The organism is Streptomyces populi (assembly GCF_002911015.1).
In the GTDB taxonomy this organism is placed as follows: Bacteria; Actinomycetota; Actinomycetes; order Streptomycetales; family Streptomycetaceae; genus Streptomyces; species Streptomyces populi.
Genome location: NZ_KZ626863.1, coordinates 13254 through 35931, shown reverse-complemented (window position 1 = coordinate 35931; position 22678 = coordinate 13254). Strand labels below are relative to the sequence as shown.

The 22678-nt window shown below is 70.0% G+C and carries 15 protein-coding genes and 1 tRNA gene; 6 read left to right on the top strand and 10 right to left on the bottom strand.

Annotation, left to right across the window (positions count from 1 at the left end; translation table 11 throughout):
• The first annotated feature begins 127 nt into the window (after positions 1-127).
• From pepN to CW362_RS14855, 3 genes are all read left to right on the top strand, one after another.
• Complete coding sequence (gene pepN / locus CW362_RS14865; RefSeq protein WP_103549923.1) at positions 128-2617, top strand: aminopeptidase N; 2490 nt, start codon at positions 128-130, stop codon at positions 2615-2617.
• Positions 2618-2884: 267 nt separating this feature from the next.
• On the top strand, positions 2885-4300 hold the full coding sequence (locus CW362_RS14860) for a pyridoxal phosphate-dependent decarboxylase family protein (protein WP_103549922.1): 1416 nt from the start codon (positions 2885-2887) through the stop codon (positions 4298-4300).
• On the top strand, positions 4297-5748 hold the full coding sequence (locus CW362_RS14855; protein ID WP_103549921.1) for a lysine N(6)-hydroxylase/L-ornithine N(5)-oxygenase family protein: 1452 nt from the start codon (positions 4297-4299) through the stop codon (positions 5746-5748). The genes CW362_RS14860 and CW362_RS14855 overlap by 4 nt, the downstream gene beginning before the upstream one ends.
• A gap of 148 nt (positions 5749-5896) precedes the next feature.
• On the opposite strand, the gene CW362_RS14850 is transcribed toward CW362_RS14855, so the two are convergent.
• The gene (locus CW362_RS14850; RefSeq protein ID WP_103549920.1) at positions 5897-7702 is read right to left on the bottom strand and encodes a bifunctional metallophosphatase/5'-nucleotidase; all 1806 of its coding nucleotides are present in this window, start codon (positions 7700-7702) and stop codon (positions 5897-5899) included.
• Between the two features lie 138 nt (positions 7703-7840).
• Between CW362_RS14850 and CW362_RS14845 the strand changes: the two genes are divergently transcribed.
• Together CW362_RS14845 and pyk are read left to right on the top strand one after the other, a co-directional pair.
• Positions 7841-8641: an SIMPL domain-containing protein gene (locus CW362_RS14845; protein WP_103549919.1), complete on the top strand. Its 801-nt coding sequence runs from the start codon at positions 7841-7843 to the stop codon at positions 8639-8641.
• Between the two features lie 241 nt (positions 8642-8882).
• Positions 8883-10319: a pyruvate kinase gene (pyk, locus tag CW362_RS14840; protein ID WP_103549918.1), complete on the top strand. Its 1437-nt coding sequence runs from the start codon at positions 8883-8885 to the stop codon at positions 10317-10319.
• A gap of 59 nt (positions 10320-10378) precedes the next feature.
• Here the strand turns inward: pyk and CW362_RS14835 are convergent, their stop codons facing one another.
• Entirely contained in the window at positions 10379-11146 is a 768-nt protein-coding gene (locus CW362_RS14835; RefSeq protein ID WP_103549917.1) for a transcriptional regulator, read from the bottom strand.
• 107 nt (positions 11147-11253) lie between these two features.
• Positions 11254-11326: transfer RNA gene (locus CW362_RS14830), tRNA-Leu, on the bottom strand.
• Between the two features lie 100 nt (positions 11327-11426).
• On the opposite strand from CW362_RS14830, the gene CW362_RS14825 reads away from it, so the two are divergent.
• Positions 11427-12083: an ANTAR domain-containing response regulator gene (locus CW362_RS14825; RefSeq protein WP_103549916.1), complete on the top strand. Its 657-nt coding sequence runs from the start codon at positions 11427-11429 to the stop codon at positions 12081-12083.
• 108 nt (positions 12084-12191) lie between these two features.
• Here the strand turns inward: CW362_RS14825 and CW362_RS14820 are convergent, their stop codons facing one another.
• The 7 genes from CW362_RS14820 to CW362_RS14790 form a co-directional block, all read right to left on the bottom strand.
• On the bottom strand, positions 12192-12908 hold the full coding sequence (locus CW362_RS14820; RefSeq protein WP_103549915.1) for an ABC transporter ATP-binding protein: 717 nt from the start codon (positions 12906-12908) through the stop codon (positions 12192-12194).
• Positions 12905-14017 carry an ABC transporter ATP-binding protein gene (locus CW362_RS14815; RefSeq protein ID WP_103549914.1) on the bottom strand — a complete coding sequence of 371 codons (1113 nt, stop codon included), beginning with the start codon at positions 14015-14017 and terminating at the stop codon, positions 12905-12907. The genes CW362_RS14820 and CW362_RS14815 overlap by 4 nt, the downstream gene beginning before the upstream one ends.
• A gap of 5 nt (positions 14018-14022) precedes the next feature.
• The gene (locus tag CW362_RS14810) at positions 14023-15804 is read right to left on the bottom strand and encodes a branched-chain amino acid ABC transporter permease (protein ID WP_103549973.1); all 1782 of its coding nucleotides are present in this window, start codon (positions 15802-15804) and stop codon (positions 14023-14025) included.
• 5 nt (positions 15805-15809) lie between these two features.
• The gene (locus CW362_RS14805) at positions 15810-16742 is read right to left on the bottom strand and encodes a branched-chain amino acid ABC transporter permease (protein WP_103549913.1); all 933 of its coding nucleotides are present in this window, start codon (positions 16740-16742) and stop codon (positions 15810-15812) included.
• 196 nt (positions 16743-16938) lie between these two features.
• Positions 16939-18147 (bottom strand): branched-chain amino acid ABC transporter substrate-binding protein, encoded by a 1209-nt coding sequence (locus tag CW362_RS14800; RefSeq protein ID WP_103549912.1) that lies wholly within the window; start codon positions 18145-18147, stop codon positions 16939-16941.
• Between the two features lie 1608 nt (positions 18148-19755).
• Positions 19756-20217 carry a PaaI family thioesterase gene (locus tag CW362_RS14795; RefSeq protein WP_103549911.1) on the bottom strand — a complete coding sequence of 154 codons (462 nt, stop codon included), beginning with the start codon at positions 20215-20217 and terminating at the stop codon, positions 19756-19758.
• Between the two features lie 60 nt (positions 20218-20277).
• Positions 20278-22557 (bottom strand): FdhF/YdeP family oxidoreductase, encoded by a 2280-nt coding sequence (locus CW362_RS14790; RefSeq protein ID WP_103549910.1) that lies wholly within the window; start codon positions 22555-22557, stop codon positions 20278-20280.
• Positions 22558-22678: the final 121 nt, after the last annotated feature.

Below are 22678 nucleotides of genomic sequence, written 5' to 3'. Positions count from 1 at the left end.
GGACACGCACACCCCGGCGCATCCCCCCGAACACCCCCTTCGGCCACAGCCCGTGACCGGACGGCCCCAAAGCGTACATACCGGACCACCCCTGTGTCCTGACCTCACCATCGGGCAGCATGGCCTCATGTCCGTACTGACGCGCGACGAAGCGCAGACCCGTGCCAAGCTCCTCGACGTCCACCACTACGGGATCGAACTCGACCTGACCGGAGGGGACGAGACCTTCGACTCCCTCACCGTCATCCGGTTCACCGCCCGTGCCGACGCGGACACCTTCGTCGAGCTGAAGCCCGCCGAACTGCGCTCCGTCACCCTCGACGGCCGGCCCCTCGACCCGGAGACCCTGGACGAGAACCGGCTGCCCCTCAAGGGACTCACCGCCGGCGAGCACGAACTGCGCGTCGACGCCTCCATGCGCTACTCCCGCACCGGGGAGGGCATGCACCGCTTCACCGACCCCACCGACGGTGAGACCTACCTCTACACCCAGCTGTTCATGGAAGACGTCCAGCGCGTCTTCGCCGCCTTCGACCAGCCCGACCTCAAGTCCGTCTTCGAACTGACCGTCACCGCCCCCGAAGGCTGGACCGTCCTCGCCAACGGCGTCACCGAACACCTCGGGGACGGCCGCTGGAAGGCCGCCCCCACCCCCCTGATCTCCACCTACCTCGTCGCCGTCGCCGCGGGCCCCTGGCACTCGGTGCGCACCGAACACGCCGGCCTGCCCTTCGGCCTGCACTGCCGCCGCTCCCTCGCCCCCTACCTCGACGCCGACGCCGACGAGATCCTCGAGGTCACCCGCGCCTGCTTCGACCGCTACCACGAGAAGTTCGACGAGCCCTACCCCTTCGACTCCTACGACCAGGCGTTCGTACCCGAGTTCAACGCCGGCGCCATGGAGAACCCCGGACTCGTCACCTTCCGCGACGAATTCGTCTACCGCTCCGCCGTCACCGACACCGAGCGACAGACCCGCGCCATGGTCATCGCCCACGAGATGGCCCACATGTGGTTCGGCGACCTCGTCACCCTGCGCTGGTGGGACGACATCTGGCTCAACGAGTCCTTCGCCGAGTACATGGGCTACCAGACCCTCACCGAAGCCACCCGCTTCACCGACACCTGGGTCGACTTCGGCGTCGCCCGCAAGTCCTGGGGCTACGACGCCGACCAGCGCCCCTCCACCCACCCCGTCGCCCCCGACCCGGACGCCGTCCCCGACACCGCGTCCGCCATGCTCAACTTCGACGGCATCTCCTACGCCAAGGGCGCCTCCGCCCTGCGCCAGCTCGTCGCCTGGCTCGGCGAGAAGGACTTCCTGGCCGGCATCAACACCCACTTCGCCCGCCACAAGTTCGCCAACGCCACCCTCGCCGACTTCATCGACAACCTCGCCTCCGCCACCGAACGCGACGTCCACGCCTGGGCCGACGCCTGGCTGCGCACCACCGGCGTCGACACCCTCACCCCCGAGATCACCGAAGCCGGCGGCCAGTGGCACCTCACCGTCGGCCACCAGGGCAGCCGGCCCCACCGCATCGCCGTCGGCGCCTACGACACCGTCCCCGGCGAGGGCGACCGGCTCACCCTGCGCGAGCGCTTCGAACTCGACGTCCCCCAGGGCGAGTCCACCCACAGGACCGGCCGCCGACCCGACCTGCTCCTCCTCAACGACGGCGACCTCACCTACGCCAAGGTCCGCTTCGACACCAAGTCCTTCCAGACCGTACGGGCCGCCCTCGGGGGCCTCCCCGACCCCCTCACCCGGGCCGTCGTCTGGAACGCCCTGCGCGACGCCGTGCGCGACGGCGAACTGCCCGCCACGGCCTACATCGAGACCGCCCGCACCCACCTGCCGCGCGAGACCGACCTCGCCGTCGTCCAGGGCGTCCTGACCTTCGCCACCGCCCACGTCGCCGACCGGTACCTGAGCCCCGAGCAGCGGCCGGCCGCCCTCACCACCCTCACCGACCTGTGCCGCGACCTCATCCGCCGCACCGAGGACGGCTCCCACCCCGGCCTGCGCCTGACCGCAGTGCGCCACCTCATCGGCGTCGCCGTCCACCCCGACACCATCAGCGCCTGGTTCTCCGAGGGCACCGTCCCCGGCGGCCCCGAACTCGACCCCGAACTGCGCTGGCGCATCCTCGGCCGGCTCAGCGTCCTCGGCGCCGTCGACGACGCCGTCATCGACGCCGAACTCGTCCAGGACCCCAGCGCCACCGGCCAGGAAGGCGCCGCCCGCTGCCGCGCCGCGCTGCCCGACCCCGAGGCCAAACGCGCCGCCTGGGACGCGATGTTCGCCGGCGACGGCCTCTCCAACTACCTGTTCACCGCCACCGCCCAGGGCTTCTGGCAGCCCGAACAGGCCGACCTCCTCCACGAGTACGTCGAGCGCTACTGGCCCGACGCCGTGGCCGTCGCCGAACGGCGCGGCCCCGCCATCGCCGAGGCCGCCGGCCGCTACGCCTTCCCCGCCAGCGCCGTCACCCCCGAGACCCTCGCCCTCGGCGAGACCTGCCTGCGCGACGCCGGACCCATCCCGGCCCTGCGCCGCAAACTCGCCGACCAGCTCGACGACCTCGCACGCGCGCTGCGGGTGAGGCAGGCCTAGACACCACCCGGACACCCGGACACCGGCCCCGGACACCGGCCCCGGACACCGGGACCCCGCACCCGAGTCCGGACACCGGAGACGAACCCGGACGCCGGACGGCTGCCCCGCAGCCGTCCGGCGTCCGGCGCGTCCGGCCCCGCCCACACAAATCCTCCGTACGGCAGTACCCCCGCCGGGGCCGAATCGTTGTCCTTGGCGGGCGCACCTGCCCAAAACACGTACACGCCGGGAAGGACCCCGCCGCACGTCCACCGGAGGACACCCATGAGCACGCCGCCCCTCGCCTCAGGCCCGGAAGGCCCCGACGCACTGCGGCCGTTGCTCGACACCGTCCTGGACGCCCTCGCCGAGGGCACCGCCGCCCGCGGAGGACCCCTCCCCGCCGGAGGACCCGGACAGGTCGCCCAGCGCCTGCGCACAGCCCTGGGTGACCCCCTGCCCCACCACGGCAGCCCCGACGCCCTCCACACCCTCGTACGCGCCCTCGCGGAAGGCGCCGCCGACCCCGCCGACCCCCTGTGCGCGGCCCACCTGCACTGCCCGCCCCTGGCCGTCGCCACCGCCGCCGACCTCGCCGCATCCGCCCTCAACCCCTCCCTCGACTCCTGGGACCAGGCCCCCGCGGCCTCCGAACTCGAAGCACTCGTCGCCCAGGCCCTCGCCCACCTCGTCTACGGCACCCCGGACACCCCGGACACCCCGGGCGCCTCAGGTGCGCGGGGCACGCAGGACATCCGGGCCGACGCCCTCGTCACCACCGGCGGCACCGAGTCCAACCAACTCGCCCTCCTCCTCGCCCGCGAAAAACACCACGGCGTCCAACTCGTCTGCGGAGCGGGCGCCCACCACTCCCTGCACCGCGCCGCCTGGCTCCTCGGCCTCCCCGAACCCGTCGTCGTCCCCGCCCCCGCCGGCATCCTCGACCCCGCCGCCCTCGACAGCGCCCTCACCGACCTGCGCGGCCCCCTCCTCGTCGCCGCCACCGCCGGAACCACCGACGCCGGACTCATCGACCCCCTGCCCGACATCGCCGACCTCTGCGCCACCCACGGCGCCCGCCTCCACATCGACGCCGCCTACGGCGGAGGCCTCCTCTTCAGCGACCGGCACCGCACCAGACTCGACGGACTCGCCCACGCCGACACCGTCACCCTCGACCTGCACAAACTCGGCTGGCAGCCCGTCGCCGCCGGACTCCTCGCCGTACGCGACCCCGCCGACCTCACCCCCCTCGCCCACCGGGCCGACTACCTCAACGCCGACGACGACACCGAAGCGGGCCACCCCGACCTCCTCGGCCGCTCCCTGCGCACCACCCGCCGCCCCGACATCCTCAAGATCGCCGTCACCCTCAAAACCCTCGGACGCCACGGCATCGGCCACCTCGTCGACCAGGTCTGCGCCCACGCCCACGAACTCGCCGACCTCATCGCCGCACACCCCGGCCTCGAGCTCTACGACCACCCCGCCATCAGCACCGTCCTCTTCCGGCCCCGCGGCGCCACCGACGACACGGTCGCCGCCGTACGCCGCACCCTCCTCGACCAAGGCCGCGCCGTCCTCGGCCGCGCCACCCTCGACGGCCGCCGCTGGCTCAAGGCCACCCTTCTCAACCCCCACACCCGGCCCGGCGACCTGGCCACGCTCCTGAAACTGGTGGAAGGACACACCCCCCGATGAGACCGACACCCCACCCGCACCCCCACCCCCAGTACCCCACCGCCGAAACACCCCGCGACCTCGTCGGCATCGGCATCGGCCCCTTCAACCTCTCCCTCGCCGCCCTCGCCCACCCCCTCACCGAACTCGACACCGTCTTCTACGAACAACGCCCCGGCTTCGACTGGCACCCCGGGCTCCTCATCGACGGCGCCACCCTCCAGGTCCCCTTCCTCGCCGACCTCGTCACCCTCGCCCACCCCACCAGCCCCTGGTCCTTCCTCAACTACCTCAAGGCCCGCGACCGCCTCTTCCCCTTCTACTTCGCCGAGCGCTTCCACATCCAACGCGCCGAGTACGACGCCTACTGCCGCTGGGTCGCCGACAACCTCCCCGGACTCCGCTTCGCCCACCAGGTCGACACCGTCCGCTGGAATCCCGAACACGAACTCTTCGAAGTCGACTTCACCCAGCTCGACACCGACGGCCGGGCCCAGGCCCTCGGCCGCACCCACACCCGCAACATCGTCCTCGGCGTCGGCACCGCCCCCCACATCCCCGAACCCCTCAAACCCCTCGTCGACGCCCCCGACGCCCCCGTCATCCACGCCGCCGACTACCTCAAACACCGCGACCGGTTCCTCACCGCCGACCACATCACCGTCATCGGCGCCGGCCAGTCAGGAGCCGAGGTCTTCCTCGACCTCCTCCGCAACCGCCCCACCGGAAAAGAAAAGATCCACTGGCTCGCCCGCACCGAGGCCTTCGCGCCCATGGAGTACTCCAAACTCGGCCTCGAGCACTTCACCCCCGACTACACCCGCTACTTCCACGCCCTCACCGAACCCGTCCGCGACCGCCTCCTCGCCGCCCAATGGCAACTCCACAAAGGCATCGACGCCGACACCATCGCCGCCATCCACGACGAGCTCTACCGCCGCACCCTCCACGGCGGCTGGCCCGACGCCGTCCTCACCCCCGCCGTCACCGTCCGCACCGCCGGACGCATCGCCACAACCAAGATCGAACTCCACCTCGAACACGTCCAGCAAGGCACCCGCTCCCGCCTCACCACCAACGCCGTCGTCCTCGCCACCGGCTACCGCGAACGCCCCATCGCCCCCCTCCTCGCCGGACTCGACCCCTACCTCCGCCGCGACAACGCCGAACGCCCCGACATCGACGACCAGTTCCGCCTCGTCCTCGACCCCACCGTCACCGGCCGCGTCTACGTCCAGAACGCCGAACTCCACACCCACGGCGTCGGCACCCCCGACCTCGGCCTCGCCGCCTGGCGCAGCGCCACCATCCTCAACTCCCTCACCGGAAAGGACCCCTACCCCCTCCCCGGCCGCACCGCCTTCACCACCTTCGGCCTCGACCACACCCCCCGCGTCCCCGCCGCCCGCCGAGAACCCCGGACCCTCACCCCCCTCGTCCCGCTCATCCCGCTCGTCGACGGACGATGAGAACCACCCCCGCATCTCCTCATCGGATCAGCCCCACCGATCGGTTCACCCACCGGCCGTAACCGTCCGATCGCCCCACACCCGCCGAAAACGTAACGGCGCCGACGCGAGAACCGCGCCGACGCCGCCCACCCGAACCACCCACGCCCTAGAACACGGGCACACCCTCACGCGTCAGCTTCCAGTCCACCGAAGCGAACTCCTTCGGGTCCAGCACACCCTTCGCCGTGACCCACTCCGCGATCCGCGTCCGGATCTCCGTCGACTCCGACCACACCTCGGTCGCCGAAGCGACGTGCGGGAACGCACCGCCACCATTGGCACGGTAGTTGTTCACCGCGAACACGAACTGCTGCGCGTCGTCCAACGGCGCACCGCCGTACGTCAGGTTCTTGATCCGCGAACCCTCCGCCTGCGCGATGTCGATGTCGTACCGCAGCCCCGACACATAGTCGTAGTTGTAGTCCGGGCGGCCGTTCGCGTTCGTCAGCTTCTCCGTGTCGACCACCGCACCCACCGGCGTCTGCACGAAATAGTTCGCCGAGTACTCCAGGTACGCCCGCACCTGCGCACCCGTCAGCACCTTCGCCACCAGCGTGTTGTCGTACACGTACAGGCTCGACAGATCCCGGATCGTCACATCGCCCGCCGGGATCTCCGACGTCCGCGAGAACGGTGACGCCTGCGCGATCACCGGCAGCGACGCGTACTGCGTCCCCACCAGCGCCGCCCGCACCACGTCCTCCTGCACCTTCGTGATCAGATCGATGATCGGAGCGTCCTTGTAACGCGCCTCCACCGTCGTCAGCGTGTCCGTCGCCTGCCCGACCACCTGGTTGACGTACGTCACCACGGCCTCGTGCTCGTCCTTCAGCAGCCGCGTGATCCTCGGATCGTCCGCCACCGAGTTCGCGTTGCGCACCGAAGCCGCCACCGACTCGACGTGCCAGCGGCCCTTCTCGAAGACCAGCCCGAAGTCGAACACCGACAGCCGCTCCGCGTACGCCAGCGGCTCCGACAGCACCACCGTCTTGCCCGTCGCCGTGTTCGTGACCTTCAGCTCCGGGATCTCCAGATGCGCGTGACCCACCAGGATCGCGTCGATCCCCGGCACCTGCTGGGCCACCAACGCCGCCGAATTCTCCACGTACGGCAGCTGGTCACCGTACGACGACGTCCCCGACGCACCCGAATGCGCCGACACGACCACCACGTCCGCACCCATCGACCGCAGCTTCGGCACCCACTTCGCCGCCTGCTCCTCAAGGCCCGGGAACGTCAGCTTCCCCTGCACGTACGCCTTGTCCCAGATCGCGATACCAGGATTCGTCAGCCCCAGCACCGCCACCTTCACCGGCGGAGCCCCGTGAACACGGAACTCCTTCATGAAGTACGGGGGGAACGCCGGCTTCAGCGTCTTCGCGTCCAGCGCGTTCGCACCCAGCAGCGGGAAACGGCACTGCGACTCGAACTTCCGCAGCGTCTCGATCCCGTAGTTGAACTCGTGGTTCCCGAGCGCCACCGCGTCGTACCCGATCGCGTTCATCGCCTGCGCCATCGGGTGCACCGGACCGCCCTTGGCGGTGATCGGGTCCACCTTCGCGTAGTAGTACGTCAACGGCGTGCCCTGGATCGTGTCACCCGCGTCCAGCAGCAGCGTGTTGCACCGCCCCTTCTCCGCGCGGATCTGGTTCACCAGCGTCGAGATCCGTGCCAGCCCCTGGGCGTTGCCCGCCTTGTCCGCGTACTCCGCGTCCTTGAAGTAGTCCCAGTTGAAGACATGACCGTGCAGATCGGTCGTCCCCATCACCGTCAGCTCGTACCGCTTCACCGGCCGGCCCCCCTTCGCCCCCTCCGCGGCCTGTGCCACCGGAGCCGCGCCCGCACTCGCGAGCGCCACCCCCGCACCCGTCACGGCGGACTCTTTCAGAAACTTCCGGCGATTCAACGGCATTGCTCGAACTCCTCGGGAATAGGCCAACAACGCGCGTAGATTCTGACCCAACACCCGCCCCCGCAAAAGACCCTGGAGGTTTCCATCTGGTGGCCGGGCGGCGCCACGGACCCCCCACCCGGTGACAGAGTGGGACGTATGACCCCTGACACCGACACCGACACCGACCCCGTCGGCCGGCACATCCCGGCCACCGCACCCGCCGGCGAACACACCCCGGCCACCACGCCCGCCGCCGGACGCGCCGAACCCGCCGTCCCCTACGGCACCCCCGGCACACCCCGCCTCACCGTCCGCGGCGAAGCCGACCTCGAGGTCGACCCCGAGATCGCCCGCATCACCATCACCGTCACCGCCCGCGGCAAGGACCGCCGCCAGACCCTCGCCGACCTCACCCGCCGCAACACCCGAGCCCTCGACCTCGTCAAAACCCACGGCGACGCCGTCGAACACCTCGAAACCGGCGCCCTCACCATCACCCCCGAGCTCAGCCCACGCGGCCGCACGGAACGCCTCCGCACCCACCACGGCCACGTCCACATCACCGCCGAACTCAGCGACTTTACCGCACTCGGCGAACTCACCACCGCCCTCGCCGACCTCGACCTCACCCGCGTCGACGGCCCCTGGTGGACCCTCCGGCCCGACTCGCCCGCCCATCGCACGGCACGCCGGCAAGCCGTCCACGAAGCCGTCCGGCGCGCCCGCGAATACGCCGAAGCCCTCGGCACCACCCTCACCGCACTCGTCGAACTCGCCGACACCGGCACCGAGGACACCCACCCCCGAGCCCCCCGGAACACCCGCGCGCTCAGCCGGGCCGCCCGCGACGCCGGCCCCGCCGAGGACGAACCGGCGCCCCTCGACCTCGAACCCCAGCGCCAGCACGTCCACGCCCGGGTCGACGCCCGCTTCACCATGGCCCCACCACGGCTCTAGCCGCACCTGACTGCATCACGGAAAGTCAACACAAGACTCTTCCGCGCACCCACTCCGCAGCCCGGCGCACCCCGGACGGACACCGGCGGAAGAACGCGCCGACCGCACGAAGGACAACTCCCTGCTCATCGGAGCGGTGCGGCGCACAATTCAACAGTTGTCAATAGCCCTTCACGCAAAGGTTGTTGAGTAGTCATGCGTGACCAATTCTCTACCGACCGGTAAGGCCTAGGCTCGAATCATGCGCCGAGCGAAAATCGTCTGCACACTGGGCCCCGCCACCGACACGTACGACCAGATCAAAGCCCTGGTCGAAGCCGGAATGGACGTAGCCCGCTTCAACCTCAGCCACGGCACCCACGCCGACCACGAAGAGCGCTACCGACACGTCCGGAAAGCCTCCGACGAAACCGGTCGCAGCGTCGGGATCCTCGGCGACCTTCAAGGCCCGAAGATCCGCCTCGGCCGCTTCACCGAAGGACCCGTACTCCTCGAACGCGGGGACACCTTCACCATCACCGTCGAGGAAGGCGTCCAAGGAGACCGCGAATCCTGCGGAACCACCTACGACGGACTCGCCACCGACGTCACTCCCGGTGAACGCATCCTCGTCGACGACGGAAAAGTCTGCCTCGAAGTCACCGACGTCGACGGCCCGCGCGTCCACACCACCGTCGTCGAAGGCGGCATGGTCTCCGACCACAAGGGCCTCAACCTCCCCGGCGTCGCCGTCTCCGTCCCCGCCCTCTCCGACAAGGACGAGGACGACCTCCGCTGGGCCCTGCGCACCGGCTTCGACGTCATCGCCCTCTCCTTCGTCCGCAGCGGCAAGGACATCCACGACGTCCACCGCATCATGGACGAGGAAGGCCGCCGCCTCCCCGTCATCGCCAAGGTCGAAAAACCCCAGGCCGTCGACAACATCGACGACATCGTCGCCGCCTTCGACGGCATCATGGTCGCCCGCGGCGACCTCGGCGTCGAAATGCCCCTCGAACAGGTCCCCATCGTCCAGAAGCGCGCCATCAAACTCGCCAAACGCAACGCCAAGCCGGTCATCGTCGCCACCCAGATGCTCGACTCGATGATCGACAACTCCCGCCCCACCCGCGCCGAAGCCTCCGACGTCGCCAACGCCGTCATCGACGGCACCGACGCCGTCATGCTCTCCGGCGAGACCAGCGTCGGGAAGTACCCCATCGAGACCGTCAGGACGATGGCGAAGATCGTCGAAGCGGCCGAGGAGGACATCCTCGCCAAGGGGCTGCCCCCGCTGACCGAACGCAACAAGCCCCGCACCCAAGGCGGCGCCGTCGCCCGGGCCGCGGCCGAGATGGGCGACTTCCTCGGCGCCAAGTTCCTCGTCGCCTTCACCCAGTCCGGCGACACCGTCCGCCGCCTCTCCCGCTACCGCTCACCCATCCCCCTCCTCGCCTTCACCCCCACCCCCGCCACCCGCTCCCAGCTCAACCTCACCTGGGGAGTCGAGACCTTCCTCGGCCCCCACGTCGACTCCACCGACGCCATGGTCGACCAGGTCGACGAACTCCTCCTCAAGTACGGCCGCTGCGCCAAGGGCGACATCGTCGTGATCACCGCAGGCTCACCGCCCGGGGTCTCCGGTTCCACGAACCTGGTCCGCGTCCACCACATCGGCGAGGACGACAGCCCCAAGTAGCCGCGCCACGCCCGACGGGCCCCTACGGGCCGGCAGAGGGGCTGCGCCCCCGCCGCCGGTCAGTACTTGGGGCCCACATGGGTGTCCATGAGGGCCACGGAGGCCTTCCTGGCGACGGAGATGTTGTACGGGTTCCCGCGGCGGGTGCAGTGCGTCCAGCCGACGCCGAGCCTGTCCAGGGTGCCGGTGAAGAGCTGCCGGATGTCGTCGGAGACATTGGTGAAGAAGTACCGGGGGTACTCGTAACGCTTGCGCTCCCCGCCGATGACGCGGGTGGTCCAGTTGGTGATACGGCAGCCGTCCGAGTGGATCAGCCCCCGGACGAACTCCCAGGGGTGGGCGTCGACGATCTCCTGCTGCCAGCCTTCGAGCACGATGGCCCGCTCGTGCTTCTTGCCGGGACCGTGCTGGGGGAACAGGCAGGGCCAGTGCTTGCTGAAGGACTTGACGTCGACGCACCCCGTCCGCTGAATGCGTTTGACGCTTGGTTCGAGGAGGACCCTGCGCATCGCTTCCTCGGCGGCATCGATGAGGCCTGGCCAGGAAGCGGTGCAGGTGACCATCAAGTAGTGCTGTCGGGGCTTGGAGATGATGTAGCCGTCGCCCAGGTAGAGACCCAGCAGGTAGGCGTACGCCTCAAGGTCTTCGGGTACGCCCGGGGTCTCCTGGCAACGGATGCAGGGCGGGATCCGGAGCAGCGGCTCCAGTCTGCGCTGCCAGCAGGTGATCGCGTGGCGGGAGATGTGCATCTCCTTGCTCACCGAGTTGAGACTGCGTCCCTGTGCAACGAGCGCCAGCGCCCGCTTGCGTGTGCCCATGTCGTACATGTGGCCCACTTTGTGGATGATGGAGATGTGACACGCAGCAAAAAGCGGATGTTCACCAGAATGGGAACATCCGCTTTTGTGGAACAACCTTGGCATCCAAGGAAAAGTACCCCGAGTCGGATTCGAACCGACGCTATATGGGTTTTGAATCCATTGCCTCTACCGCTGGGCTACCGGGGCTCCTTCGAAACGAAGATCAGCGGTCACCCGCTGTCTCCCCACCTTACCGCAGCTAGGTAGGCTCTTGGGAGCAGTACCCCGCCCTGAACGAGGAGCCCCCGTGACCGCCCCCGAGTCGCCCCAGCCCGTAGACGCGCCCGACGACGACAAGTCGCACGTGCCTCCGCTGACGACCCGTGTCGTCATCGCCGAGGACGAGGCGCTGATCCGTCTCGACCTCAAAGAGATGCTGGAGGAGGAGGGCTACAGCGTCGTCGGTGAGGCGGGCGACGGTGAGCAGGCCGTCGAGCTGGCCCGGGAGCACAAGCCCGACCTGGTGATCCTCGACGTGAAGATGCCGAAGCTGGACGGCATCTCGGCGGCGGAGAAGATCGCCGAGGAGTCGATCGCCCCGGTGCTGATGCTGACCGCGTTCTCGCAGCGCGACCTCGTCGAGCGCGCGCGTGACGCGGGTGCGATGGCGTACCTGGTGAAGCCGTTCAGCAAGAGCGACGTGGTGCCGGCGATCGAGATGGCGGTGTCGCGGTTCGCGGAGCTGAAGGCGCTGGAGGGTGAGATCGCGGACCTCACGCAGCGCCTGGAGACGCGGAAGCTGGTGGACCGCGCGAAGTCGGTGCTGCAGACGGAGTACGGGCTGACGGAGCCGGCGGCGTTCCGGTGGATCCAGAAGACGTCGATGGACCGTCGTATGTCGATGCAGCAGGTGGCCGAGGCGGTCATCGAGGACGCGGCGGAGAAGAAGGCGGCGAAGGGCTAGTCCCGAGCCCCGCAGCAGAGCTCGGTCCGCGACGAAGCGGCGGACGGAAGAGGCCCGCACCCCTGACGGAGGTGCGGGCCTTTTCGTGCGACCGGGGTCGCGGGAGGGTCAGTCCTCGCCGAGGTACGCCTTGCGGACGGACTCGTCGTGGAGGAGGTCCTGGCCGGTGCCGGAGAGGACGATGCTGCCGACCTCCATGACGTGGGCCTGGTCGGCCAGCGAGAGCGCCGCCTGGGCGTTCTGCTCGACGAGCAGGATGGTCATGCCGTCCGCCTTGAGTTCGGCGACGGTGGCGAGGATCTTCTGCATCATGATCGGCGAGAGGCCCATGGAGGGTTCGTCGAGCATGAGCAGTTTGGGCTGGGACATGAGGGCGCGTCCCATGGCGAGCATCTGCTGTTCGCCGCCCGAGAGGGTGCCGGCGGCCTGCTTACGGCGTTCTCCCAGGATGGGGAAGAGGTCGTAGGCGCGCTGGATGTCCTTCTCGATGCCCGCCTTGTCGGTGCGGAGGAACGCTCCGAGCTGGAGGTTCTCCGCGATGGTGAGGCGCGGGAAGATGTGCCGTCCCTCGGGGGAGTGCGCGAGTCCGAGGGAGACGATCTTGTGGGCGGGGATGTTGGCGAGGGGCTGGCCGTCGAAGAGGATGCGGCCTCCGCTGGGCTTGAGGAGCCCGGAGAGGGTGCGCAGGGTCGTCGTCTTGCCGGCGCCGTTGGTGCCGATGAGGGTGACGATCTGGCCGGCTTCGACGGTGAAGGAGATGCCCTTGACGGCTTCGATCTTGCCGTAGGCGACCTTGAGGTCTTCGACCTCGAGCAGTGCGGTCACTGGGCGGTTCCTTCCTTGGTGGTGCTGCCCTGCGCGTCGGAGTCGTCGGACGCGGCGGGTGCGTCGGAGTCGTCCGACGGGGTGGCGTCCTCGGTCTCCTCGGCGGCCTCGTCGGCTTCCGGGGCGTCGGAGTCGTCGGTCGCCTCGGGGGCGGCGGACGTCTCCTCGGCCGCGGGGGCTTCGTCGGTGTCCGTGCCGGTCCCGGCCGCCGGGGTCTCCTCGGCTTCCTCGGCGGCGGGGGCTTCCGCCGTGTCGTCGGCCGGGGCCGCCGTGGTTCCGGCCGCCTCGGCGGCCTCGACCTCGGCGAGTTCCTCCGCGCCGGGGGCGCCCTCGAACGGAGTGCCGAGGTAGGCGGCGATGACGCGCTCGTCGCCCTGGACGACGTCGGAGGTGCCTTCGACGAGCTTCTCGCCCTGGACGAGGCAGGCCACGCGGTCGGACAGGTTGAAGATGAAGCGCATGTCGTGCTCGATGACGAGGACGGCGATGCCGCGGTCGCGGATGGCGAAGACGAGTTCTTCGGTCGCGCGGGTTTCCTGCGGGTTCATGCCGGCGGTGGGCTCGTCCAGGAGGAGCAGGCCCGGCTCGCTGGCCATGGCGCGGGCGATCTCCAGCTTGCGCTGCTCGCCGTAGGGGAGGTTGCGGGAGAGGTGGTCGGCCTTGTGGTCGAGGCCGATGAACTCCAGCAGTTCCATGGCGCGTTCGCGGGAGGCCGCTTCCGCCTTGCGGAAGCCGGGGCCGCGCAGGAGGGCCGACCAGAGGCCTTCCTTGGTGCGGGTGTGGCGTCCGACGAGCACGTTCTCCAGGACGGTCATGTTGGCGAAGAGCCGGATGTTCTGGAAGGTGCGGGCGATGCCGGCGCTGGTGACGAGGTGCGGCTTGGGCGGCAGCACCGTGCCCTTGTAGGCGACTTTGCCCTCGGTGGGGACGTAGAGGCCGGTGAGGCAGTTGAAGAAGGTGGTCTTGCCCGCGCCGTTGGGGCCGATGAGGCCGACGATCTCTCCGGCGTTGACGGTGAGGTCGACGTTGCGGACCGCGGTGAGGCCGCCGAAGCGCATGGTGACGCCGGTGGCTTCGAGGACGGGGCTGGGGGCTGTGGTGGTGGTCATGTTGGTTACGCCCCTGCCTTGGTGACGCCGACGGTGGAGTCGGGCAGGCCTTGTTCGGGGATGTGGACGGCCTTGTCGCTGTCGTCGCTCTCGTGGAACTCGAGCTGACGGCGGCGGTTGGCGATGATGCCCTCGGGGCGGAAGCGCATGAGGATGATGAGCGCGATGCCGAAGGCGAGGAGCTCGTACTCCTTGAGGAAGCTGAGCTTCTCGGGGAGGAGGTAGAGCAGGGTGGCGCCGAGGATGGGTCCGTTGACGGTGCCCATGCCGCCGAGGACGACCGCCGCGAGGAGGAAGGCGGAGTTCGGGGGCACGGAGCCGGCGAACTGGTACGGCGCCGGGTTGACGCTGTAGCCGACGTGGGCGCTGACCGTGCCGGCGAGGCCGGCGAGGGAGGCGCCGAGGGCGAAGGCGATGAGCTTGACGCGGAAGCCGTTGATGCCCATGGCGGTGGCGGCGGTCTCGTCCTCGCGGATGGCGATCCAGGAGCGGCCGATGCGGGAGTCGGCGGCGCGGTTGAAGACCACGACCACGATTCCGGTGATGAGGAGCATCAGCAGGAAGTAGTTCGCGAACCGGCCGAGGACGAAGCCGAGGATGTTGTGCTCGGCGCCGAAGTTGAACCCGAAGATGTCGAGGTCCGGGATCATCGAGATGCCGTTGGGGCCGTTGGTGAGGTTGGGGCCGGAGGTCCCGTCCATGTTGTTGACGGCGATACGGAAGATCTCTCCGAAGCCCAGGGTCACGATGGCGAGGTAGTCGCCGCGCAGGCGCAGGGTCGGGGCACCGATGAGGACGCCGAAGACCAGCGACGCGGCCATGCCGGTGAGCATGGCGGCCCAGAAGGGGAACTGGACGCCGGCGAAGCGGGAGAACTCGGAGCCGGAGACGAGGGCCGCGGCGTAGGCGCCGACGCCGAGGAAGGCGACGTATCCGAGGTCGAGGAGTCCGGTGAGGCCGACGACGATGTTGAGGCCGAGGGCGACGGTGGCGACGACGAGGATGTTGACGCCGAGGTTGGAGTTGTGCTCGTTGTTCGCGACGAACGGGAAGATCGCCGCGGCGAGGAACGCCATGCTGGTGGCGAAGCCCTTGTGGCGGGCGTTGAGCTGCGCGAAGCGGTCGAAGAGCCCGGCGGTGAGCAGGGCCCAGGCGCCGAAGACGACGAGGAGCAGGTAGCCCAGGAACGTTTCGCTTGCGTCGGGGTCGACGCCGATGCCGTAGTTGAAGACGATCAGTGCCACGGCGGTGGCGCCGGTGATGACGAGGCGCTCGCCCCAGCCGGGCAGCTTGGCGGCCGGCGGGATGAGTTCGGGCTTGGTGACGTAGTCCTTGAAGGTGTCCCCGGGCTTGGGGAGCGCCAGGGTGCCGAGGAGGGCGACGAGGGAGCCGACGGCGGCGAGGTAGGCGCCGGGGTCGAGCGCGATGAGGCCCTTGAGGTCGACGGCGATGGCGATGGCGCTGAACCAGCTGACGGCGAACGCGGAGGCGGCGGCGAGGACGACGGGCTGGGTGGCGCCCGCCGGGTTGAGCCAGCCGAGGCCGCGGACGTTCCAGAGGGTCAGGGCGAAGAGGAGGGTGAGGGCGCCGGCGACGATGTCGAGGACCTGGAGTCCGGCCGGGGAGCCGTAGTAGGTGAGGTCCCCGGGGAAGTCGGACGTGTAGGTCCAGGACATGAAGGTGCTGGCGATGGTGGCGACGGCGCCGATCGCGATGAGGACGCGGGCCGCGCTCTCGGGGAGTGCGATCAGGCCGCGCTCGGGAGTGGTGGTCTCGGTGGTTGCCATGGTGCTCACGCCCTGTCCGCGACGCGTTCGCCGACGAGGCCCTGCGGCCTGAACAGCAGTACGAGGATGAGGAGTACGAAGGCCCAGACGGAGGACCAGCCGCCGCCGCCGAGCTGCTCCATGCCGGGGATGCCGTCGATGTAGCTGGTGGCCAGGGTCTCGGCGAGGCCGAGGACGAGGCCGCCGATCATGGCGCCGTAGATGTTGCCGATGCCGCCGAGCACGGCCGCGGTGAAGGCCTTGAGGCCCATCTGGAAGCCCATGTCGTACTTGACGGTGCCGTAGCGCAGGCCGTAGGCGACGGCCGCGACGGCGGCGAAGAAGCCGCCGATGGCGAAGGCGATGACGATGATGCGGTTGGTGTCGATGCCCATGAGCTGCGCGGTGTCAGGGTCCTGCGCGGTGGCCTGCATGGCGCGGCCGGTGCGGGAGAGGCTGACGAAGAGGGCGAGGGCCGCCATGCACAGGGGCGCGGCGACGATGACGAAGACCGAGCCGCTCTGGATGCTGACGGAGCCGATGTGCCAGGGACCGAAGGGGAGCTGGGGGAACTTCAGGTCGGTCTTGGCGTCGGGGTAGGTGTTGAAGACGATCTGCTGGAGGGCCAGGGACAGACCGATGGCGGTGATGAGGGGGGCGAGGCGTGGTGCTCCGCGCAGGGGCCGGTAGGCGAAGCGTTCGGCCCCGACGGCGATGAGGACGGAGACGATTCCGCCGCCGATCAGCATCGCCGGGAGGGCGATCCACATGGATGTGCCGTTTGGCAGAACGTAAAGGTAGACCGAGAGTGCGCCGAAGCCGCCGGTCATGAAGATCTCGCCGTGGGCGAAGTTGATGAGCTGGACGATGCCGTACACCATCGTGTAGCCGATGGCGATCAGCCCGTACATCGAGCCGAGGAACAGCCCGTTGGCCAGCTGCTGCGGCAGGGTGTTCACCGCGTGGCCTCCATGTGGTGGGGAGAGTTGAGCAGGGCGTATGGATCGGGCCGCGCGGTGACGTGTGGTCGTGGCCGCGCGGCCCTGAGGTTGTGCTGAGGGCCTGACCGGTGGATCGGACCGGGCGTGTCGTGCCGCTCGGGGCGCTGTCGCCTGGTTGTGGACCGATCCACCGGAGTGGCCCGGGTGTTGCTGGTCAGCCGCTGAACGTGCCGCTCTTGACGGCCTTCCACTTGCCGTCGACGACCTGGTAGACGGTGAGCTGCTTGTTGGTGGTGTCGCCGTACTCGTCGAAGGAGACGGGGCCGGCGATGCCGTCGAACTTGGTCTTCTGGACCTCGTCGACGATCTTGGCGCGGGCGCCGTCCGGGATCTTGCCGTCCTTCACGACGGCGCCGATGGCCTTGATGATGGCCGTGGCGGCGTCGTAGGAGTAGCCGCCGTAGGTGCCGTAGTCGCCCTTGAGGCCGGAGGCCTTGTACTTCTTGATGAAGTCGGCGGCGGAGGGCAGGGAGTCGACGGGCTGGCCGACGGAGGTGACCAGGTCACCCTTCGAGGCGTCGCCGGCGGTCTGGATGTAGGTGTCGGAGAACATGCCGTCACCGCCGAACAGCGGGACCTTGACGCCGCCGTCCTTGAGCTGCTTGGTGAGCTTCTCGGACTCGTCGTACTGGCCGCCGTAGTAGACCAGGTCGGCCTTGGAGTTCTTGATCTTGGTGACGAGGGCGTTGAAGTCCGTGTCGCCGGTGTTGACGTGGTCCTCGCCCGCGAGCTTGCCGCCCGCCTTGGTGAAGCCGGCCTTGAAGAGCTTGGCGAGGCCGGCGCCGTAGGTCTGCTTGTCGTCGACGACGTACACCTTGCGCTTCTTCAGCGTGTTGTACGCGTAGTCGGCCGCGAAGCCGCCCTGGAGGGCGTCGGTGGTGGCGGTACGGAAGTAGGTCTTGAACGGGCGGGACTTGGAGGTCTGCCAGTTCTTGCCCTGGGTGAGCTCGGGGGCGGTGTTGGACGGCGAGATCTCGACCAGGTTGGCGGTGGCGAAGACCTGCTGCATCTGGGTGGCGACGCCGGAGTTCAGCGGGCCGACCACGCCGAGGACCTTCTCGTCCTGGACGAACTGGGTGGCGTTGGCCTGGCCGGAGGCCGGGATGGCCTTGTCGTCGAGCGCCTTGACCTTGAAGGTCACGCCGGGAACGGTGTTGTTCTTGTTGGCGTCGTCGACGGCGATCTGGACGCCGCCCTGGATGCCGAGGCCGGTGGCCGAGTTCTGGCCGGTCAGCGGGGCGTCAACGCCGATGATGATCTCGGTCTTCTTGCCGCTGTCCTTGCTGTCGCCGCTGTCGTCGCGCGAGCCGCAGGCGGTCAGCGTGAGTGCTCCTGTCGTGAGCACGGCGGTGAGTATGACCATGGAACGCTGTCGCACGTTGAATCCTCTCCCTGGCGCGGCACCCCAGGGTGGGGGCCGTGTTTCTCGCCGGGCCGTACTGGATGAAGCAGGGCCGTGCAGTTACGCGCCCGGCGGCGCGGTGACTGGCCGTGACTATAGGCGCAGGTCGGGGGGGTGGGGAGGAGCGTGGGGAAGGCTGTGACGCTCTTGTTATCCGGGGGGCTCCTCGCGGGGCGTGGGGCGGACGATCGGAGCATTTCGGCGTGCGGCCCGGGAGCGGCTGCGTGTTCGCATGGTGAGAACGCGCTGATCCGGGTTGATGGCGGATACCGGAACCCGTGGACCCGGAGGCGGTCCGGGACGCCGTCGGGGGCGTGGTGCGGTACGGCCCGTGGCGCGGGGATTGCTTTATTGCGGCAGAGGTAACCCACTGTTACCGCCGTATGAGGCGGCTGCCGGTGTCCTGGCCGGGTGAAGTGGGTGTGGGAGCGGGCCTGTTGGGGAACCCGGGCGCGTGCGGACGGAGCCCGGGGGCGTACGGTCCGGGGCCGCCGAAGTGAGGCTTTGCGGTCGCTGTGCGTTGTCGCCGCGGACGGGCAGGTCGGGACGGGGGGCCTCGGTGGCGGGAGGCGGGGCGGCGCGGTTGTATACGGCACCGCGCAAGGCGATGAGGCGGGGGTTTCCGGCCCTCACTGACAGTGGCAGCGGGGATGGGTTGTCGGGCCCAACTCGTGCGGCCCGGAGCCTACTTGGCGGGCAGCGGCGGCCGTGGCGGTGGCGGCGCCGACGGCGAAGCGGAAGCAAGTGGCCGCGTGTCCGGGGTTGTTGGGGGCGGGCGGCGGCGGTACGGCCGATCGCGGGCGGCGCCCGGGGTGGAGCGGGGCGCGGGGCGGCGGGGCGCCGGTTGCGATCGCGACGAGGGCTCGGGGCGGGTGCGGCCGGGGGAGCGTGACCCGGCGGGTGCCCGGGAGCGCGGGGCCGGGTGTCGGCGGGCCCGGTACCACCGGATCCTCTGCCCGGTCCGGGGTGTACGCCCGCCAGCGGATCCGTGCGGAGCGGGAGTTCGGGTCTCCGGAGGGCTTCGGGAGGGCTTCGGGAGGGCCTGCGGAGGGTCTGCGGTCCGGAAGGCGCCCACATCCGGTGATGCCCGGCGCGCCCCCTGCCGGCGGGGGCGGCTTCCCGGTCCGCGAGGGCCGCGCGGAACCCCGAGAGGGGGCGGGGGCGCCTTTTCCTTCTGCCAGGGAGCGACAGGGGGCGGGGAGGGCCCGGAAGTCCTCGGGGGCGGGGCGGCTCCTCGGCGTGCCCGACGAGGGGCGTGCCCGACGAGGGGCGTGGGCGCCGGTGGGCCCCGGCGGCCCGGCGGGCGCTTTCGCGGCACGGGGCCTCCGGGGGACCCGGCGGATCAGGGAGCGATCGCTCGTGGGCCTCGGCGGGCCCGGCGCGGCTGGCCCGTCCCGGAGGGGTTCGGCGAGCCACGGGCGATCCGGGCGCCCCGGAGACCCTGGGTGCCCCGGAGCGTGCCCGGGGGGTCCGGAGCGTGCCCTGGAGGCCCGGAGCGCGCCCCGGAGGTCCGAAGCGTGCCTCGGAAGCCCGGAAGCGCCCGGACGCTCTCCGGGACGCTCCCCGGCGTCAGCTCTGGGGTGCGTCCTTGAGGATGCAGGTGAGGCGGGCGCTGCAGACGCGCTTGCCGTCCTCGCCGGTGATGGCGATCTCGTACGTCGCCGAGGTGCGCCCGCGGTGGACGGGGGTGGCCACGCCGGTGACGAGGCCGGAGCGGACGCCGCGGTGGTGGGTGCAGTTCAGGTCCACGCCGACGGCGATCTTGGTGCTGCCGCCGTGGAGCATGGCGCCGACGGAGCCGATGGTCTCGGCGAGGACGGCGGAGGCTCCTCCGTGGAGCAGTCCGTAGGGCTGGGTGTTGCCCTCGACGGGCATGGTGCCCACGACGCGGTCCGCGGAGGCCTCGATGATCTGGACGCCCATGCGGTTGCCGAGGTGGCCCGCGGAGAAGAGCGCGGGCAGGTCGACGCCGAGTGCGGCGTACTCGTCGATGACTCCTTGCGGGAACTTCGGGGTGTGCTGTTCGCCCATGGCGCCCGGCTCCGTTCGTCGTGGACCACTTCGTCGTGGGTCTCCTCGCTGAGCGAACGCTCAGTCGGCTGCCGATTGTTCCAGACGGACGACCACGGATTTGCTGGCAGGGGTGTTGCTGGTGTCGGCGGTCGAGTCGAGGGGAACCAGGACGTTGGTCTCGGGGTAGTAGGCGGCGGCGCAGCCGCGGGCGGTGGGGTAGTGCACGACGCGGAAGCCGGGCGCGCGCCGTTCGACGCCGTCCTTCCACTCGCCGACGAGGTCGACGTACGAGCCGTCGGCGATCTTCAGCTCGCGGGCGTCGTCGGGGTTGACGAGGACGACGCGGCGGCCGTTCTTGATGCCCCGGTATCGGTCGTCGAGTCCGTAGATGGTGGTGTTGTACTGGTCGTGGGAGCGCAGGGTCTGCAGCAGCAGGCGCCCTTCGGGGAGTTCGGGGTGTTCGACGGGCGCGGCGGTGAAGTTGGCCTTGCCGGTGGCCGTCGGGAAGCGGCGTTCGTCGCGGGGGGCGTGGGGGAGGGCGAAGCCGGCGGGGTCGGCCACGCGCGCGTTGAAGTCCTGGAAGCCGGGGATCACGCGGGCGATGCGGTCGCGGACGGCCGCGTAGTCCTTCTCGAACTCTTCCCAGGGGGTGGTGCTGGCCTCGCCGAGGACCCTGCGGGCGAGCCGGGCGACGATGGCGGGTTCGGACAGCAGGTGAGGGCTCGCGGGCTCCAGGCGGCCGCGTGAGGCGTGCACCATGCCCATGGAGTCCTCGACGGTCACGAACTGCTCGCCGCTGCCCTGGAGGTCGCGCTCGGTGCGTCCGAGGGTGGGCAGGATCAGGGCGCGCGCGCCGGTGACGACGTGCGAGCGGTTGAGCTTGGTGGAGACGTGGACGGTGAGGCGGGCGCGTCGCATGGCCGCCTCGGTGACGTCGGTGTCGGGGGAGGCGGAGACGAAGTTGCCGCCCATGGCGAAGAAGACCTTGGCGTCGCCGTCGCGCAGGGCGCGGATGGCGCCGACGACGTCGTAGCCGTGCTCGCGCGGTGCCGTGAAGCCGAACTCCTTCTCCAGGGCGTCGAGGAAGGCGGGGGCGGGGCGTTCGAAGATGCCCATCGTGCGGTCGCCCTGGACGTTGGAGTGTCCGCGGACGGGGCAGACGCCGGCGCCGGGGCGGCCGATGTTGCCGCGCAGCAGCAGGAAGTTGACGACTTCGCGGATGGTGGGGACGGAGTGCTTGTGCTGGGTGAGGCCCATGGCCCAGCACACGATGGTGCGCTTCGAGGCGAGGACCATCTTCAGGGCCTCGTCGATGCTGTCGCGGGTGAGGCCGGTCGCGGTGAGGGTCTCGTCCCAGTCGGCGGCGCGGGCGGCCTCGGCGAAGTCCTCGAAGCCGTGGGTGTGTTCGGCGACGAACGTCTCGTCGACGGCGCCCTCGGTGTCGAGGATCAGCTTGTTGAGCAGGCGGAAGAGGGCCTGGTCGCCGCCGATGCGGATCTGGAGGAAGAGGTCGGTGAGGGCGGCGCCCTTGACCATGCCCTGGGGCGTCTGAGGGTTCTTGAAGCGCTCCATGCCCGCTTCGGGCAGCGGGTTGACGGTGATGATCCTCGCGCCGCCGGCCTTGGCCTTCTCCAGGGCGGAGAGCATGCGCGGGTGGTTCGTGCCGGGGTTCTGCCCGGCGACGATGATCAGGTCCGCCTTGTAGAGGTCCTCCAGCAGGACGCTGCCCTTGCCGATGCCGATGGTCTCGTTGAGCGCGGAGCCGGACGACTCGTGGCACATGTTCGAGCAGTCGGGGAGGTTGTTCGTGCCGAGTTCGCGGGCGAAGAGCTGGTAGAGGAACGCGGCCTCGTTGCTGGTGCGGCCCGAGGTGTAGAAGAGGGCCTCGTCGGGGGAGCCGAGCGCGGCGAGTTCCTCGGCGACGATGTCGAAGGCGCGGTCCCAGCCGATGGGCTGGTAGTGGTCGGCGCCCTCGGGGAGGTACATGGGGTGGGTGATGCGGCCCTGCTGGCCGAGCCAGTAGCCGCTGCGGCCGGCGAGGTCGGAGACGGGGTGCGCGGCGAAGAAGTCCGGGGTCACCCGGCGCAGGGTGGCTTCCTCGGCGACGGCCTTGGCGCCGTTCTCGCAGAACTCCGCGGTGTGGCGGTGCTCGGGTTCGGGCCAGGCGCAGCCCGGGCAGTCGAAGCCGTCCTTCTGGTTGACGCGCAGGAGGGTGAGCGCGGTGCGGCGGACGCCCATCTGCTGCTGGGCGATGCGCAGGGTGTGTCCGATGGCGGGCAGCCCGGCCGCGGCGTGCTTGGGTTCGGCTACCTGCGGAGCGTCCTGGACCGGATCGCTTTTCGGCGGCTTGCTGGCCATCGCTGAACCCTTTCGCGTGCGCACGTCGGTGTGCGTGTGTTCGTACCCCTTCGATCCTCGCACGCGTGGCCGACGGCGGCGGTCACGGGTCGTGGGAATCAGGGACGGGAGGGGGGTGTGC